Source organism: Streptomyces seoulensis, assembly GCF_022846655.1.
Taxonomy (GTDB): domain Bacteria; phylum Actinomycetota; class Actinomycetes; order Streptomycetales; family Streptomycetaceae; genus Streptomyces.
Window position 1 is genome coordinate 4,361,962 of the sequence record NZ_AP025667.1, and the last position, 16,159, is coordinate 4,378,120.

At 68.2% G+C, this 16,159-nt stretch carries 15 protein-coding genes and 2 pseudogenes; 7 read left to right on the plus strand and 10 right to left on the minus strand.

Annotated features, from left to right (window positions below; genetic code table 11):
• Positions 1-40 precede the first annotated feature (40 nt).
• A complete protein-coding gene (locus HEK131_RS20130; RefSeq protein ID WP_244336421.1) occupies positions 41-910 on the minus strand; it encodes a methylenetetrahydrofolate reductase in 870 nt (289 codons plus the stop codon).
• Positions 911-1,155: 245 nt separating this feature from the next.
• Here HEK131_RS20130 and HEK131_RS20135 point away from each other — a divergent pair, with 245 nt between their 5' ends.
• The gene (locus HEK131_RS20135) at positions 1,156-3,219 is read left to right on the plus strand and encodes a hypothetical protein (protein ID WP_244336422.1); all 2,064 of its coding nucleotides are present in this window, start codon (positions 1,156-1,158) and stop codon (positions 3,217-3,219) included.
• A 54-nt stretch (positions 3,220-3,273) separates the two neighbouring features.
• Here HEK131_RS20135 and HEK131_RS20140 read toward each other — a convergent pair whose 3' ends face one another.
• Complete coding sequence (locus tag HEK131_RS20140; RefSeq protein ID WP_244336423.1) at positions 3,274-3,639, minus strand: ArsR/SmtB family transcription factor; 366 nt, start codon at positions 3,637-3,639, stop codon at positions 3,274-3,276.
• Positions 3,640-3,843: 204 nt separating this feature from the next.
• Here HEK131_RS20140 and HEK131_RS20145 point away from each other — a divergent pair, with 204 nt between their 5' ends.
• Complete coding sequence (locus tag HEK131_RS20145) at positions 3,844-5,271, plus strand: MFS transporter (protein ID WP_244336424.1); 1,428 nt, start codon at positions 3,844-3,846, stop codon at positions 5,269-5,271.
• Positions 5,272-5,395: 124 nt separating this feature from the next.
• On the opposite strand, the gene HEK131_RS20150 is transcribed toward HEK131_RS20145, so the two are convergent.
• Positions 5,396-5,770, minus strand: a complete 375-nt coding sequence (locus tag HEK131_RS20150; protein ID WP_244336425.1) for a winged helix-turn-helix domain-containing protein — start codon at positions 5,768-5,770, stop codon at positions 5,396-5,398.
• A complete protein-coding gene (locus HEK131_RS20155) occupies positions 5,767-6,156 on the minus strand; it encodes a hypothetical protein (RefSeq protein ID WP_244336427.1) in 390 nt (129 codons plus the stop codon). The genes HEK131_RS20150 and HEK131_RS20155 overlap by 4 nt, the downstream gene beginning before the upstream one ends.
• 995 nt (positions 6,157-7,151) lie before the next feature.
• Between HEK131_RS20155 and HEK131_RS20160 the strand changes: the two are divergent.
• Positions 7,152-7,265: pseudogene (locus HEK131_RS20160) on the plus strand (NUDIX hydrolase); the annotation flags it as partial.
• Between the two features lie 454 nt (positions 7,266-7,719).
• A complete protein-coding gene (locus HEK131_RS20165; RefSeq protein ID WP_244336429.1) occupies positions 7,720-8,013 on the plus strand; it encodes a hypothetical protein in 294 nt (97 codons plus the stop codon).
• Between the two features lie 187 nt (positions 8,014-8,200).
• Here the strand turns inward: HEK131_RS20165 and HEK131_RS20170 are convergent, their stop codons facing one another.
• Entirely contained in the window at positions 8,201-8,527 is a 327-nt protein-coding gene (locus tag HEK131_RS20170; protein WP_244336431.1) for a hypothetical protein, read from the minus strand.
• A gap of 811 nt (positions 8,528-9,338) precedes the next feature.
• On the opposite strand from HEK131_RS20170, the pseudogene HEK131_RS20175 reads away from it, so the two are divergent.
• Positions 9,339-9,590, plus strand: a pseudogene (locus HEK131_RS20175) (immunity 53 family protein); the annotation flags it as partial.
• Between the two features lie 332 nt (positions 9,591-9,922).
• Positions 9,923-10,081 carry a hypothetical protein gene (locus HEK131_RS20180; RefSeq protein WP_244336433.1) on the plus strand — a complete coding sequence of 53 codons (159 nt, stop codon included), beginning with the start codon at positions 9,923-9,925 and terminating at the stop codon, positions 10,079-10,081.
• Positions 10,082-11,756: 1,675 nt separating this feature from the next.
• On the opposite strand, the gene HEK131_RS20185 is transcribed toward HEK131_RS20180, so the two are convergent.
• From HEK131_RS20185 to HEK131_RS20205, 5 genes are all read right to left on the minus strand, one after another.
• Complete coding sequence (locus HEK131_RS20185) at positions 11,757-12,503, minus strand: DUF6928 family protein (RefSeq protein ID WP_244336435.1); 747 nt, start codon at positions 12,501-12,503, stop codon at positions 11,757-11,759.
• Between the two features lie 406 nt (positions 12,504-12,909).
• Positions 12,910-13,113, minus strand: coding sequence for a hypothetical protein (locus HEK131_RS20190; RefSeq protein ID WP_432215652.1), 204 nt, complete (start codon positions 13,111-13,113; stop codon positions 12,910-12,912).
• A gap of 95 nt (positions 13,114-13,208) precedes the next feature.
• Positions 13,209-13,952 (minus strand): GntR family transcriptional regulator, encoded by a 744-nt coding sequence (locus HEK131_RS20195; protein ID WP_244336439.1) that lies wholly within the window; start codon positions 13,950-13,952, stop codon positions 13,209-13,211.
• Positions 13,949-14,173: a hypothetical protein gene (locus HEK131_RS20200; RefSeq protein WP_244336440.1), complete on the minus strand. Its 225-nt coding sequence runs from the start codon at positions 14,171-14,173 to the stop codon at positions 13,949-13,951. The genes HEK131_RS20195 and HEK131_RS20200 overlap by 4 nt, the downstream gene beginning before the upstream one ends.
• Positions 14,174-14,696: 523 nt before the next feature.
• On the minus strand, positions 14,697-14,975 hold the full coding sequence (locus HEK131_RS20205; protein WP_244336441.1) for a hypothetical protein: 279 nt from the start codon (positions 14,973-14,975) through the stop codon (positions 14,697-14,699).
• A 79-nt stretch (positions 14,976-15,054) separates the two neighbouring features.
• On the opposite strand from HEK131_RS20205, the gene HEK131_RS20210 reads away from it, so the two are divergent.
• Positions 15,055-15,810, plus strand: coding sequence for a GntR family transcriptional regulator (locus HEK131_RS20210; RefSeq protein ID WP_244336442.1), 756 nt, complete (start codon positions 15,055-15,057; stop codon positions 15,808-15,810).
• The last annotated feature ends 349 nt before the right edge of the window (positions 15,811-16,159 follow it).

The window sequence follows — 16,159 nt, forward strand, 5'->3', positions numbered from 1 at the left end:
CCCCTGGCTGGCGAGATTCCGACATGCACCTCGGACGGGGTCAGCCTCGGTCCGTCCGGTACCGCGTGATCCACTCGGCGGTCGGGCGGAGCCCGCCGAAGGTGTAGAAGTGCAGCCCGACGGTGCCGTGGCGGGCCGGGTCCCAGCCGGAGACCAGGTCGTCCAGGAAGCGGTCCGGGCCCGCCGTGCCCATGAGGTTGGTCAGCGACATCCCGTACTTGCGGGCGACACCGGCACCGGTGCCGACCCCGAACCGGGTCGCGTACCCGAGCAGCCGCCGCACCCCGGCCGGGCCGGGCACGCCGACGCGCACCGGGAGGTGCACCCCGCGCCCGCGCAGGGCCTCCAGCCAGGTGAGGACGGCGTCGGCGTCGAAGCCGAACTGGGTGATGACGTCGCCCGTGAGCCCCGCCGCCTCGAGCGCGGCCGCCTTGCCGGTGAGCGCCGACCACAGCGCGTCGTCGCCGATCGCCGGGTGCCCCTCCGGGTAGCCGCAGATGCCGACGTGTCGTACGCCGTACCGCTGGAGCAGCCCGCTGCGGATGACGGAGAGCGCGTCCTCGTACGGTCCCTCGGGGCGGGCCGGGTCGCCGCCGACCACGAACACGTTCTCCACGGCGCCTTCCTCGGCCAGTCCGGCGAGGAAACGTTCCAGCTCGGCGCTGGAGGGCAGCCGCCGGGCCGACAGGTGCGGCACCGGCACGAACCCGCACTCCCGCACCGCCCGCGCGGCCGCCAGCCGCATACCGGGGTCCTCGCCCGCGAGGTAGGTGATGTTGATCCGGGTTCCGGGGGCGATAGCCGCGCGCGCCTCCTCCAGCCGCGGCACGTCCTTCCCGGTCATCTCCAGCGAGAACCCGTCGAGCAACGACGCTCCCACCCGGCCGGACACACCGAGAACGCTCTCCATCACCGTCCGCGACCCCTTCTCTCCACCGAACCCCGGCCGATGATGCCACGGCGGCGGGGAGGGGCGGGGCACGGGTTCCACCGGTCACGGACGCCGGGGATTCGGAAGCCCTGGCGAAAACCCCGGGTCACGTGACCGGGGGGTCCGGCCGGTCGTTGGCTGTTCGTGGGGCCGGGGCGGGCGCGGGTGGCCGGGGTCGTTCCGGCGCCGCGTCTCCCGTCGTACGAGCAGCAGGAGCTCCCACCGTGCCCCTTGCCGGACTCCTTCCCAGGATCAGGACCCGACTGCCCGCGCTGTGCGCGATATCCACGCTGTTCCTGCTGTTCGCCGGGCAGTTGGCGGGCGCGCTGCTGCCGGACGTGCCGCTCCTCGTCGCCTCCGGCGCGGCCGGTCTCGCGCTCGACGCCGGCCTGCTGCACCGGCGCCCGGCCCTGCTGTCCACGCTGAGCAGGATCCGACTGGACGTGACCGTGCGGCAGTTGCTGCGCGACATGCTGCTCATGGTGGCGCTGCTGCGGATCGACGGGATCGACCCGGAGCGGGAGATGCCCCCGCTGCTCGCCGCGTCGAGCGCCTTCTACGTCCTGCACTTCGCCTGCCAGGCGGTCTCCCTGCTGGTGCGCCGCACCCGGACCCTGCCGGTCGTGACACGCAACATCGACGTCCGCGCGCTGAACCCGACCGTCGCACCGCCGCGCGTCCTGGCCCGCCGGGCCGGCCACCGCCTGCTGGCGTTCTCCATCCCGGCGACGGCCGGGCTCCTGGTCACCGCGTGCACCGCGCGGGCCGAATGGGGCTTCGCCGGGCTCGCCGCCTCCCTCACCCTGATCGGCATGGGCGTCGTGCGCCTGGCCACCTGGCTGCTGCCGGAGAACCGCCCGGCGGGTGACGCGCAGGTGATGGAGTGGCTGGACGACTGGCTGGCCGAGTACCGGCCGACCGTGGCGATGTACTTCTCCGGCGGCGCCTCCTCCGCCTACCAGGCGAACATGTGGCTCTCCACGCTGTCCGGGCTGGAGCGGCCGCTGATCGTGCTGCGGGAGCGGTTCATGGTGCAGAAGATCGACGCGACGGACGTACCCGTCCTCTGCTTCCCCAAGGTCGCCACGCTGTTCGCGCTGGAGAACTCGACGCTCAAGGCGATGCTGCACCCGGCCAACTCCGGCAAGACCTCCCAGGTGTTGCGCATCCCCGCCATCAAGCACGCGTTCGTCAACCACGGCGAGAGCGACAAGCTCTCCTCCTGCAACCCCTACGCCAAGGCGTACGACGAGGTGTGGGTGGCCGGCCCGGCGGCGCGGGAGCGGTACGCGCTCGCCGACGTCGGCGTCGAGGACGGGGACGTCGTGGAGGTGGGCCGCCCCCAACTGGCCGCGATCCGCGCGCACTCGGGGCCGCCCTCCGGCCCGTACACCACCGTGCTGTACGCCCCGACGTGGGAGGGCTGGGACGGCAATCCGGGCAACACCTCGGTGGTCCTCGCGGGCGAGGACATCGTGCGGCGACTGCTCGCCGACCCCCACGTGCGTCTGCTGTACAAGCCGCACCCCATGACCGGCTCGGTCGACCCGCGCGCGGGCGCGGCCGACGCGCGCGTCCGGGCGCTGATCCACGCGGCGAACGCGAAACGTTCCGGCACCCGCCCGGGCCCGGAGGCCGAAGCCGAAATCCTGCGCGCCACAATTGAGTTGGACCGGCTCACCTCCACCGCGTTCCGTGGCGCGGCGGACGAGCTCGAACGGATGATGCTCCAGGGCACCCCGGACGGCGACCGCGAGTCCCGCATCGCGCGGGCCACGGCCGCCTGGGAGAGGGCGTATTGGGCCTCGCACCCGGAGTGGGAGCACCTGATCGTGACCGGTGCCCGTCCGGCGCTCTACGCCTGCTTCAACGCGGCCGATCTGCTGATCAGCGATGTGTCCAGCGTGGTGTCGGACTGGCTGAGCAGCGAGAAGCCCTATGCCGTGGCCAACACCTCGGGGCTGCCTGAGGAGGACTTCCGGGCCGCCTTCCCCACCGTGTCCGCCGGCGCCGTGCTCACCCCGGACGCGGAGGGCGTGCCGGAGCTGCTGGAGTCGGTGCGCGATCCGCGCCGGGACCGGTACGCGGCCGACCGCGCCGAGCTCAAGGAGCGCCTGCTCGGTCCGGCCGACCCGCCCTCCCCCGAGCGATTCGCCTCGGCCGTACGGGAGTTGTGCGCGAAGTCGGACGAACGCCGGACGCGCGTGAACGCCCGCCCGGCGATCCCGGCCCCGCGCACTGCGGGCGACGGCACCCCGGCCCTGCGAAGCACGGCGCCGGACGCGTAGGGACCTCCTGGCGCAACACGGAGGGAGCACGACTCCCGCACACCGGGCCGGTGCTCACGCCCGCGGGGCGGCACCTCCGTGCCCGAGGACCAGGTCCAGCAGACCGGGGAACCGGGCGTCGAACTCCGGCTTGCGAAGCCGGTTGAGGCGCTTGGCCCCCGCGTCCCGCTGCTCCAGGAGCCCCGCTTCGCGCAGCACGGCGAAGTGGCGGCTGAGGGTCGCCTTGGTGACCGGCACGTCGAAGCTGCCGCAGGCCCGCTCCCAGTCCCCGGCCCCGGCCAACTCCCGCACCAGGGTCTGGCGCACGGGGTCGGCGAGGGCGAGCAGGGCCGTCTCCAGCGCGACCTCGTCCGGGGCCGCGTGGACCGGCGGGGTGCGGTGGCTCGCCGCGTCCTGCTGCCGAGGGGTCTGTGCCGCCATGGCTGATCTCTCCGTCCCGTCTCGCTCGATCCGTACCCACCGGGCGCGCACGGATTGCAGAGTGTTCGATGATCTGCGTACACTCTGACTGTTCGTCCATCGACGAACAGTCTACCGGAGACGCCGGCGTACCGCCCTGCTCCCGTACCTCACCGCACCCCCTTCTCGCTGTTCCGCCTCGGCACGCATGGAAGGAAGACTCCCGTGCCCCAGACCTCACCGCACAAGACCCGGCCAGGACTGCCCCTGTTCGCCGCGTGCCTCGGCTTCGTCGTCGTCATCCTCGACGTGAGCGTGGTCAACGTCGCCATCAAGGCCCTCGGCGCCGAGTTCGGCGGCAGCCTCTCCGGCCTGGAGTGGGTGATCAACGGCTACACCCTCACCTTCGCGGCCTTCCTGCTGACCGCCGGCGCCATGGGCGACCGCTACGGCCCCAGGCGGATATTCATGTGGGGCTTCGCACTCTTCGCCGTGACCTCGCTGATCTGCGGCGCCGCCCCCACGCTGGTCGCCCTGACCGCCGCCCGGGTCCTCCAGGGCGCGGGGGCCGCGATGATCGTGCCGTCGTCGCTGTCCATCGTGAACACCAACTTCCCCGAACCCGCCGAGCGCACCCGCGCGGTGAGCCTGTGGGCGGCGGCGGGCGGCCTCGCCCTGGCCCTGGGCCCGGTGGTGGGGGGCCTGCTGGTGGACGCGCTCGGCTGGCGGTCGATCTTCTACGTCAACCTCCCGATCGCCGCCCTCGGTATCGTCCTCGTCCGGGCCTACGCCCGCCCCGCCCCCGCCCGTGACGCCTCCGTGGTCCGCTCGCTGGACCTGCCGGGCCAGTTGCTCGCGGTGGTCGGGCTGGGCGCGCTGACCGGGGCGATCGTCGAGGCCAACGCGCAGGGCTGGACCTCGGCCACCGTGCTGACCTGCCTGGTCGTCTGCGTCCTGGCACTGACCGGCTTCCTCGCCGCCGAACGCCGTACCCACGACCCGATGCTCCCGCTGCACCTGTTCCGCCGCCCCGCGTTCACCGCGACCTCGCTCATCGGCGCGCTGCTCAACTTCGCCTTCTACGGCCTGATCTTCGTCTTCAGCCTGTTCTTCCAGCAGGTCTGGAACTACTCCCCGATCACCGCGGGCCTCGCGTTCCTGCCGATGACGGCCGCCATCATGATCGCCAACCTGTGCTGCGGCCCGCTGGTCAAGCGGTACGGCGCCCGCTCCGTCCTGATCACCGGCAACACCCTGGCCACCCTCGGCTACCTGGCCATGATCCCGGTCGTCGGCTCGGACTCGTATGTGCGGATGGTCGCGCAGTTCGTGGTCGCCGGCTTCGGCCTCGGCCTGGTCGTGCCCTCCATGACCAACGCCATGCTCGGCTCGGTGGCCCCCGTCAACGCGGGCATCGCCTCCGGAGTCCTCAACGCCTCACGCCAGTTGGGTGGGCTCGTCGGGGTGGCTGTGATGGGGCTGCTCGTGGGCCAGGCGTCCTCCGGGCACTTCCTGACCGGGCTACGGGCGGCGCTGGCGGCGGCGGGGGTCGCGCTGGCGATGAGCGCGGGGTTGAGCGGGGTCGGGCCGCGTAGGCCGAAGGCGGTTCTCGCGCCGGTGACGGAGGATCTCCGGCCGGCCGAGGCCCGCTGACTTCGTGGGAGCGCCATGCCTTGAGCAGGGGGTCGACGTCGCGCCCCTCACCGTCGGGCACGGTCTCGGCCGACGCGAACTCACGAACCGGTGGCGGGACTGGTGAGCAATTCCCGCCCGCTGATCACGCGCCGGGCGTGTCGGGCACCTGACGCGGAGCCTCAAGACGAAGCACGAGTGCCCGTAGAGCCCGCAGTTCGACGTCCAGGGCCTGTGCACCTTCGCGGGTGAGGGTCACCCACGTACGAGGACGTCGACCGGCGTAGCCCTTCTCAAGGATGATCAGCCCGGACTCTTCCAGCACCTTCAGGTGCCTGGAGAGATTTCCGTCGGTGACGGCCAGTTGCTTCTTCAGGAAGCTGAATTCGACCCGGTCGGCTTCGCGGGCAACAGTGAGGACACCGAGCCGCACACGCTGGTGGACGGTGTCGTCCAGCGCCTGGGTCGGATGGGGTTCCTCCTGGTCGTCCTGCGTGACGGCCGAGCCTTCGACGCTCATGAGACGACCGTACCTGCACCGGCTGGACCTGGTACGCCCCGGCGACGGACCGTCGTCCACTCGCAAAGACCGGCGATGAGCAGAATCGCGGCGAGCAGAAACGCCTTGGCCTGCGGCCCGTCCGTCAACCCGGGGTGGGCGGGGTGCTGCCACGGAAGCCATCCGCTCCCCCATGAGGCCCCCAGGTAGCCCGTGAGCAGTAGGGCGTGAGCGGTGCCTGCCGCTGCGACGATCCAACTGCGTTCCGCAATGCCGAGGCCGAGAAGTCCGATGTCGACCAGGTACCACGGTGAGGCGTAGCTGTTCTCCAGCAGTACGGCCTCCCACGGCTGGTCCTTGCCGAACAGCAGTAGCGCCAGAGCCGCCGTGATCGCGGTGGTGGCCACGAAGGTTGCAAGAACCCACATACCGCGCCGAGGTACGACACCTCGAGCCTCCCCCCGCAGGCGATACCAGCGGGCGAAGACGAACCATGCGAGGGGAAGAACCGCGAACCACACGCCCCATGCCACGAAGCGCAGGACGGCTCCGTCGAACTCTCCCTTCAGACAAGGGGCCCCCGGTTCATGGACGACACAGAGACCGGTCAACTCGGCGTAGGCGAAGGCCGGATAGGACCCGATGTTTCGCCCATGAGCTCCGAAGTTGAAGGCGTACCGGGCGACAGGAGTGGCCGCCAGCGCAAGAAGCCCGAAGCCCAGAAGTGCAGTCCATGCCCACCTGGTCTGCCTGCGAGTCCCAGCCCGGAGGTCCTCCGTCGCGGCCAACAGTGCCGCCGCAGTCGCCCTCGGATCCGATCCCGCGCTACCCGGTGCGGATGTCTCCATCTGTCCCCCTCATGACCGGCGCTTCACCAACGCCCTTGCACGAACGCCCAGATGGTCGTCCGCTGCGGAGTAACTTTGCATCACAAAGTACCTGGCAATCAAGAGCTCACCCAACAGGGGGCAAGAGACCCTTCAAAGAGGGCAACGCCAACCGGGCAGCCAGCGGCCCGCAGCAGCATCGGCCACTGCTCTGCCAGCGGGATAGAGGGGATGCGCGAGACACCTTGACCGACACGCCAGGCGTCTTCTAAGCGCTTGGCCGCAGGTTCGAGTCCCGCCGGGGGCGCGCGTCCAAGCCCTTCCTTCGGGAAGGGCTTTTTGCTGGTCAGGCGCTGTTTCGGTAGACATGACGAGGCCCCGGCCTCTCCCCCGACGATCATGGGGAGACTCCGGAGCCGTCCGGCTGTCACCGGGTTCTGGCGGGTGGCCGTGTCGAATACGTGTCGAAGTTTTCGGGGGCCTCCGTCAGCCGACATCCGGCCGCTCGGGCAGATCTCCGGCAGCCTCCAGCCGCCGTCTACGGTCGAGCCCTATCGGCGTCCGAGAGAGCCCCCAAGGTCAGTGAGCGCATGTCGGAGGTCTTCGCGGTCAGGCTGCTGGATGCCTTGGACGGCAACGGGCCTCACGTGCGGAGCCATGACGGCAAGCGCCTGATCCCAGCGGGGTAAGACCTTCTCTACTTCATCAAGCATCCGGCTGCGCTCCGCTCCGCCGGGCGGGCTTCCCGGCTCCGCTCGGGGCGCCGCTCCTGCCTCCGGCCCGCTCCGCCCCGGCTGCGCCGACGCCCGCCCACATGTGGATAGGCCCGGTGGCATGCGTCGATCACCCGACGTGCGCTCGGCCACCGGTCACAGACGATGCCTCCGGCGGGGGATCGGCCGGCACCGGGATGGAGGGGCGCCGTTCCCGGCCGCGGGAACATCGTGGCGAGCGTTGAGAGCTCCCATCCCGTCCACCACCGACCCAGGCAAAGCCGAGCAGACGCGGCCCATGGCGTCCAGGTCGTTCGTACAGTGGCGCGCTCCACCTGGACGCCATGAACCACGCCCGCTCCACGGTGTGTGGGTCGACGGCGGACGGGATGGGAGCTGGGGTGAGTGGTGGGTTGAGGAGGATGCCGCCATGGCAGATGAACCGAGACGGCCTCTCAGCGAGCTTCGGCAGGGCGAAACAGTCCAAGCAACGATCACTAGTCACCAGCCATGGGGCCTCACGGCAAAGCTCGACGAGTACGACCCGGTGGGCGCCTCACTGGACACGATTCGCCGCGGAAGCGAGCCGGGAGTGAAGCGCCTCGTGCGGGACCTGCCGCCAGTGGGGACGACCATCGACCTAGTCATAGGCGAGGTACGCGACTGGGATCACAAGCCGTGGATATGGGTTGACCTCACGGCACACAGTCCCGCCGAAGACTGACCGTGCCCCCGGCGTGCCCGATCGAGCGGGGAACACCGGGGAACGACGGTCACCCACGGCCATCGCACAGCACGACGGTCCCTGACCGATATACCTGGTCAGGGACCGTTCACCTGCGGAGGTGGTGGGATTTGAACCCACGGTGACATCGCTGCCACGACGGTTTTCAAGATTCTTCCGCCTGGCCCTACTGCGGCAGATCGAGGTATGCAAGAAGGCGCAGCACGCCAGCGAGGTGATCGAGGTCGTGCCACAGGGGGATCACGTCCTCAGGGCCGCGCCGCACAAGCGCGGCGATCTCGGCGACGTCGTCACTGACCTGTCCGCAGCCAAGCGGTGCTGTCGGCGTCTCGCTCATGTCGAACGCAGTCGCAGGGTCGAGACTCCAGTAGTAGTCCGCAGACACCCTGGAGAGGTCCACCTCGACGCCGAACCGGCGTTCCGTCTCGTCCAGGAGTACAGAACAGGCCCGCCGGAGATCGGCCATCCTCAGCACGTATTCGCTCTGCGTCATACAGGGATGATCCCGGGTGCTGACATCAGCAGCTGACACCAACAAGCGCGGATCACGGCGGTCGACACCAGTTCTCAGCGGACGCTCGCCCGAAGCGCTGGGCTGGCTGGTCACGGTCGACTGTGCCCTGCGATCGACCTGGTAAGGATGAGGTCAGAGTGCAAAGCCTGCGTTCGGGGCGCTGCACGGTCGGCAAGCAATGAACGACGCCGCACCAGCTTGCCCCCAGCCACAGTCCACTGATCGTGGGCCAACGGTGGTAGCTCCAGCCCAGAGTCTCGGAGCCGACCTCTCACCATCGCTGGCGACGATCGCACATGGGGCCTACATGCAAGCGACGCAGCTTCCGAGGTCTCCGGCCAAGAAGAGAGTGCAATTCTGCCGCCGGTCAGCCGGGTAGATAGCACCAAGGCAGATCGGATCATCCCCGGCTGCTCGCAGGGCGCGAACTGCCTCGGCTAGCCCTGCCTTGCTGATGCCCTGCTCAAGCAGGCACTCCTCACGCCACGCCCAAACATCCCATAGGCGACGAGCCGAGACAGGATTGTTGGACCAGACCACAAACTCAGCGCCCGCAGCGAGGCGCTCGACTGCCTCGCGTGAGCGATCGCTCCCATTGCTCTGCAACAGAGCCACGAGTCCCTCACGGTTCACGCGCACAGTATGACGGGCGCGTTCGGATGTGCCTGCGGGAGGAAGCTGAGCGGCTCGTCGAGAGTCCACAGGCCGTGGGCACCCGCCACGCCTAGGATCAGCGGCTATGAGCGACTCGGACAGCGTTCTTGGCTGGCTGTAGGGGTGGTACGCCGAGCAGTGCGACGGCGATTGGGAGCACGAATGGGGTGTCAAGATCGCGACGCTCGACAACCCTGGGTGGACCATCACCATTGATCTTGAGGACACTTCGCTCGAAGAGCGCGAGTACCCCGAGCAGACCATCAGGCGCGGCCCCAATGACTGGATCTTCGCGCGAGTGATAGACCATCAATTCGACGGCGCCTGCGGTCCCGGCAACTTGACCGAGCTCCTGACGATGTTCCGGTCGTGGGCCGAAGAGCGCTAGCTGTACAGCAGCGGAGTACAGCAACCAGCGCGACCGGTCCCGTCCCGTAGCGTCCTTGTCGACCCGAAGCGCGGCCTGTATGACCGTCACTGACCGAGCTGGCTAGAGCTACGGATCAGATGCTGAGCCTCTGTAGCAGGCATCATGAGCCCGTGGGGATAGACGTGGAGCTGCACTCAGCACGGCCAACGCATAACTGGCGCAAGTCCCGAGCGACGCTGATACAGAGTTCGTTCGGGCACGGGGACGCGTTGGCGGATGCGATCGGCTTGCTACGGCTGCTCGGAGTGCCTGGGCGGCTGACCGCCGTAGATCCGTACGGGGATGCTCTGATGAACGAGCAGGAGGCTGCCGTTGCTCTCGGTGAGATCCCCGATCTACGGCAACGGTGCACCGATGAGCGTCAGCTCCGTGCCTTGGACGACCTGGCAAGGTTGCTGGAGCAGTGCGCCAGCACTCCAGGCAGCTATCTGTGGTTCCAGGGCGACTGAAGCCGTGCCCCATCCGTGCCCGGTAGACCGGGAACTCACGGGGAACCACGGTCACTAGCAGGCACCGCGCATGAGGAAGGCGCCCGACCGATGTTCCTGGTCGGGCGCCGTTCTCACTGCTCATTGTGCGGAGGTGGTGGGATTTGAACCCACGGTGATATCGCTGCCACGACGGTTTTCAATGTTGTCCTGATCGGACGTCCCCGCGGCTAGCTGTCCGCGTACGGGTCGATATGGTGGGAGGAGCGGAGGGGCGCCGCGTGAGCGACACCCCTCCCTGTTTGGACTTCAAGAGGTCACTTCTTGCCGGAACGCCTCTTCGGAGTCTCTACCACCGTGGTACGTGGGTGAGCCTTCGCATAGCTCTTGGTCACGTACCGGCCGGTTACGGCGCTCCGGGCCTTGCTCCCGGAGCTGCCACCGCTTCCCTTCTTGGCCATCATTCACCTCCTTCGCATCAGGACCATGCCGGTCAACTCCGATTGTATGAGGGCCCACTGACAACAGTGGGGGCGAAACGGTCAGCGCAGACAGCTGAGTTGATTCGTAGCATCCAGGGGGCCAAGCCCAGCAACGAGAGATCACCCGTGTCGGCGTGCCAGAACCGTGCCAGGTCAGGCGGGAAGCCACGGGGAAAGCGGTGACCCGGCCGCCAGCCAGGCAGGTTCCGTAGCCGCTCCGCCGCAGGTCAGCCCAGCAATCGGCCGTAAGAGACCCAAGCTTCCGAAGCTCAGAGCTTCAGTCACCCGATACGCGGTGGCCACCGAGCATGTCGTTCTGTACCTTGCCCGCATGACCCACAACCGAAGGGGCAATGCCGCGTAGGCGCCCGTCAGCCCTGCGGGGCGGCCTTCCTAGCCGCCGGCCGAGGCAGCGACGGTACCCGTTCATTGATCGCCTCTCCGGATCTTGCACTGCTGACATACGGCGGCTTGAGAAGACCCGTTTCTGGCCCGAAGCCACGGAAGAGGCGTTCTGGCACTGGAAGGCCCTAGCCCACGGCCCTCTCAGGCAGCTTGCGGACCCACTAGGTCCTGACTGCGGCATCCTTGAGTGCGGGTGTTACGGCGTCGACTTCCGCGGTCACCTTGAAGCCGTGATTCACGCCCTGCCCAGGAGGAGCGCGCGTGAGTTGCGGGCCCTGGTGCGGGCCCTGGACGCGAAGATCCTGGCCAGGGCCAAGGTCATCCCGACTGACAGTCTGGACGCGCCATGGTGGCGATGTCGGCTCTAGGAGCATGGACGGCCGTCTCAGTTTCCGTCTCATTCAGCCCCGTCCACGATCGTTCAGGCGAGTCCTGAAGCCGTACCCGCATCGGCGGCCAGCCGCCAATGAACGCAGGTGAACGCCCCCGCACGCAGCCCGAGACCCCACCAACACAGTTGGAAAGCGTGTTGGTCAGTTGATGAGGGGGTGGGGTCTGCGGCCTGCAACATAGTCCCAAGGTGGCTCGTGGGGACCTTTGCCCACCCCCTCTTCACCGCAGACCTCGGCAGATCTCCGAGCAGTCGACGAGTTGATGGAGCTACAGCGGTGAGTGTCTAACTGCGTGACAACCGCGGCGCACATCCACGAACAATCGTGGACGTCAGCGGACCATCAGCGCAGGTGACACGAGCCGCAGTCCAAGTACAACGGCCGCCCCAAGTTGCTTCGGGACGAAGAAGTCCCGAGCTAAAGGCCATCGCGCTCGATGAGCGAGCCGTCTGGGCTCACGGTGAAGAAGCGCGGCGGACTCATGGCTTCCATGGCCGCTTGCTGCTCTGCGGGATCAAGGCCGTGCGGATCCCGGACCCGGAATCCGTGCAGGTGGATGTTGTCCGCGTCGATGTCGTCCGATTCGAGGTGGCCCTCCAGGACGAAGCCGCAGAGTGCTCGCAGTGCGTCTTCGCCAAGTTCCAAGGGGTGGAAGGGCAGTGGGTACGGCTCTTCGTCCTCGTCCGGCCAGGGGATGACGTCGGCCGGGCGATCCCCGGACCAGTAGGGCAGCTCAAAGGGGAGGGGTTCGCCGATGTTCTCGATGATGCCGCTGTCCGGGGACAGGCTCACGGAGCGGACGAGCCGGCCGTCCTCCCATACGGCGAACGCGAGCCAGTCCACGACGCTGTGCATGGCGTGAAGCACGAGCCGTCGGCCGGCGCTTGCCGCCACGAGGTGCTCCGGCAGTTCCGAGGGAGCGTCGATCATCACCCTCTGGTCACCGATGAACTCCAGGCCCGGCCAGCTGGCCGCGTAAGCCGTCCCCTCCGGCGGGTAAACGCCCCCGCTGAGCTTCGAGACCTCGCTCTCCTCGATCTCCCAGCCTGGGTAGAGCCGCCGCATCATGTTGTCGGTCTGTTCCAGATCCGCTGCGCCCACTTCGCGTAGCAGCCGCGGCACGTCGCCATCGGCGTACACCAGAAATCCCGTCTTGGCTCCCAAAGCCCCTCCCCATGGTGTTGCCCTCGCTGGCGGATGCACGGTAGCCGCCCACACCGACAACGGAGCCGACTCGCTCGGTCCGCGCGGGTCGGGCTGGGCCGTCCCTGGGCCGTGCGAGGGCACCCAAGGCCGGCCAACGGCGACCGACAGTGACAGACGAAGCGCAGCCCGCAGCCGCGAAGTACCAGTTCAGAGCGCTCAGACTCAACGCGTTTCCGCCCAGGGGTGGCCGTACGGCAAGATGGGTGTTTCTTTCCGTCGGCATGCGTCAGGCTGCTGGTCTCTGAGGCACAAGGAAGTCGAGCAAGATCCGCCCAACGAACTGAGGGAGTAACCCAGTTGATGCCTAGGCTCCTGCCTCCGTTCGAATGGACCTGTCTTGGCAGGCGCCGTTTCGTGGCAGTCCTTAGAGCTTGTGCGGATCGCTGACAGCCAACAGGCAGCCTCGGCTGATCGCGACCCGCAATACGTCGCGCAGTGCACTGGCCAAGTCCCGTGCCAGGCTGCGGACCTCGTCCGGGTCCGCGCCCGCGTCGTCGAGCGTGTCCGAGACTTGGTCCAGCAACTCAGTAGCGACGTCGAGTTGGGCCGACTCGACGTCGTCTGCCAAGCGGGAGATGTAGCCACTACGGTCGCCGGTGCTCAGGTAGCAGGGCTTGCCTTCCGGACCCACCCAAGGAAGAAGCCGGAGTTCGCTCGGGGCTGTCATGGCGAGGGATGCCTCTCGTTGATCACGTGGTGGGAGGTGAAGACCGCGTCGACACGGTCTCCCGGGAACGCCAGGAGCGCGACCTCGGTGACACGTCCGCTGGAGTCGGTGGCAATGCGGGTGATAGCGAGGACAGCCGTCGCGGAAGGGATCTTCAGGGCCGAGGCTTCGTCCGGTGTCGCTGAGCGAGCGCAGACCGTCTCTCGGATGGCGGCCGGTGACGGGCCGAGGACGGCGAATCTTGCGAGCGCTTCTCGGCGCGCGGGGGCGTCGTCGAGCACTCCGGCCGGCGCCAGGGCGCGTGGCATGTAGATGCGGGCCAGTCCTTGGGGCGTATCGCCATCGAGACTGAGGCAGGAGAGCTCCGCCAGGGGGCTGCCTGTCGGCACCATCAAGAGAGCTGCGAGGCTGCCGCGGGCCGGGATCGTGGCGCTACGAACGGTGATGCGCAACGCCGGTCCAGTGGCCGTCAACAGGTCCAGCGTTCCCCAGCCGCCGACGTACATGATCTTGCGTGGTGCCCGTCGGACGAAGTTGCCCTTGCCGTGGATTTTCTCGACGAGGCGTTCGCCCTGGAGCACTGCGAGGGCATGGCGCAGTGTCACCGTGCTCACGGCGTACTGTTCGGCCAGGGCCGTTTCGGATGGGAGTCGTTCGCCGGGTTGGAGACGGCCGGAGGTGATCTGCTGCCGTAGGTCGTCGGCGATGTCATGGTGGCGAGGTGGCACGAGTACCGTCACCGCCTTCTCATAGGCCGCGCGGCGACGAGTCGGGTACGCGTGTGCATGGTCAGCAGCTCGCCCGACTCGAAGACGAGTTGCTTCGCACCGTGAGGAAGCTGGAGCAGGTCGCTCACGCGGCAGGCTCTGCCGCCGAGTTGGATGACGTCGCCGCGCTGCACGGTACTGGCAGTGATTTCGACGCTCGTTACCGGTGCGCTACCGGCGATCGGGGGCCTCACCGCGTCACCACCACGGACGCAGGCAGGTCGACGGCCCTATGGCACAGGCAGTCGCACGCTTCATAGATCACCGGAAGATCGATGGGTGCCGGTGCCGGCGCCGACTCCACGCAAGCGGAATGCGTGCCGATGTGGCAGGCGGTCGAGCGGCAGGGGCCCGGCATGCCTTCCGTGATCGATGACTGTCGACAGGGCGGCATCAGTGGACCCCCGCAAGGGCCGACCATGCTTCGGCGGAGAGGTGAGGGGCGACAAGCACGGCGCGAGGCCGCGCGCGCCTCTCCCACGCCAGCACGTACGGGCGGACCAGGGCGACTTTCTCACCCGCAAGCGGGGCCAGATGAGCCGTCAATGCGGTGGACCGATGCAGGACAACGGTCGATGCGTCCGTGGGCGCCAGGGAGAAGGCTTCGGCCGACGGGTGGGAGGGCCGTAAGGGGCGGCGATGCCTGCCCTTGGTCGAGGTCCGCACCCTAGCTAGGGCAAGGGCGCGGCGGATACGGTTGAGCACGCTGCTCAGCTCCTATCGCTGATGGCTCGGTCCCCCGACATCGCCCGTCGTGGGGACCGCTTTGCGTACGACCGCCCAGAGGGTGCGGGCGTTCAAGCTGGTGGCGAGGAGGCCGAATTGGTCGGCCGTGGACACCGCGTCCAGGACCTCTCGCCATGTCTCGGCGGAGACGTCGTCCGGCATCTCCGCTTCGACCGTCGTGTGCCGGGGGTGTTCCTCCACTCGCGTGAGAAATCCGAAGGCGGACAGCCGGGCGGCGATGGCCTCCGCGCGAACTCCCGAAGCGGGCACAGGGCAGCCTCCGTCAACCGGCGATCACTTTCAGTGAAGCTAGTTAACTAGATTAGGGCTAGTGGACTAGATTTTCCATATGTCTGAGCAACCGCCGTACCTCCGCATCGCCGATGAGCTGAGGCGCCGGATCGCGGAACGTGTGTGGGAGCCGGGAGACCGCCTGCCCTCCCGCGCTCAGATCGGCCAGGAGTGCGGCGTCGGCGAGAACGTGGTGCGCCGGGCGCAGGAGTTGCTGATCTCCCAGGGGGTCTTGGAGGGTCGTGCCGGTTCGGGCACGTACGTCGCCGAGCCCCGGCAGCGCGTGCGGGTCGTACGGTCTTCAGCGCGGGAGCAGCCCAGTGGCTCACCGTTCCGGGCGGACATGAAGGCCGTCGGCAGGCAGGGCGACTGGGAGAGCCGGACGGACGCCAAGGTGCCAGCCCCGGCGGAGATCGCGGCGCGGCTGGGGGTCGACGAGGGCGCGTTGTGCGTACGGACGACGTACGAGTTCCTCGCGGACGGCAGGCCGGTGCAACTGTCCACGAGCTGGGAGCCGTACGACCTCACCGCTGGCACCCTCGTCGTCCTTCCCGAGGGAGGACCGCACGCTGGCGCCGGGGTCGTGAACCGTATGGCCGCGATCGGTATCACCGTCAGCCATGCGGTGGAGCAGCCGGAGCCGAGGCAGGCGACCGCCGAGGAGGCGTCGCTACTCGGCATCCAGAAGGCCGCGCTCGTCACGCACATCCGGCGGACGTACTACAGCGACCAAGGGCGGCCCGTGGAGACGGCGGACATCGTTGTGCCCGTCGCTCACTGCGAGATCGTCTACGAGATTCCGATCAACCGATGATCTTGCCCTCGCTACAGAGACTCCCTGAGGGACCTTCTCACACGAACCACCCCCCTCCTGTGTCCTCAAGGATCCGACATCCGAGGTGTGATGTCTTTACCACCGGACGGTAAATCGATGAGTCCAGAGCCGCTGACGTCCTGAGCACCACCTTGCGGGCCCGCCGCGTGGAAGTCTGTACCCACGGTGGGCACTTTTCGAGCCGCGAGTGTCACAGTGCCTCCTCAGGAGAACCGCGTCAGCCCGCCGGGGGCAGGCTTTTTGTGATCTCGGAGCCCGCTGGTGACCACAGTCGGGTGACGTTCACGTCCCCTGTCGAATGCGTGCCGAAGACACGGAGAATTCACCT

What these genes read in the sequence shown, in the direction of transcription:
- HEK131_RS20130 (WP_244336421.1), bottom strand. Translation starts at nt 910, where the DNA reads ATGGAGAGCGTTCTCGGTGTGTCCGGCCGGGTGGGAGCGTCGTTGCTC.
- HEK131_RS20140 (WP_244336423.1), bottom strand. Translation starts at nt 3,639, where the DNA reads ATGGCGGCACAGACCCCTCGGCAGCAGGACGCGGCGAGCCACCGCACC.
- HEK131_RS20150 (WP_244336425.1), bottom strand. Translation starts at nt 5,770, where the DNA reads ATGAGCGTCGAAGGCTCGGCCGTCACGCAGGACGACCAGGAGGAACCC.
- HEK131_RS20165 (WP_244336429.1), top strand. Translation starts at nt 7,720, where the DNA reads ATGGCAGATGAACCGAGACGGCCTCTCAGCGAGCTTCGGCAGGGCGAA.
- HEK131_RS20170 (WP_244336431.1), bottom strand. Translation starts at nt 8,527, where the DNA reads ATGACGCAGAGCGAATACGTGCTGAGGATGGCCGATCTCCGGCGGGCC.
- HEK131_RS20180 (WP_244336433.1), top strand. Translation starts at nt 9,923, where the DNA reads ATGAACGAGCAGGAGGCTGCCGTTGCTCTCGGTGAGATCCCCGATCTA.
- HEK131_RS20210 (WP_244336442.1), top strand. Translation starts at nt 15,055, where the DNA reads ATGTCTGAGCAACCGCCGTACCTCCGCATCGCCGATGAGCTGAGGCGC.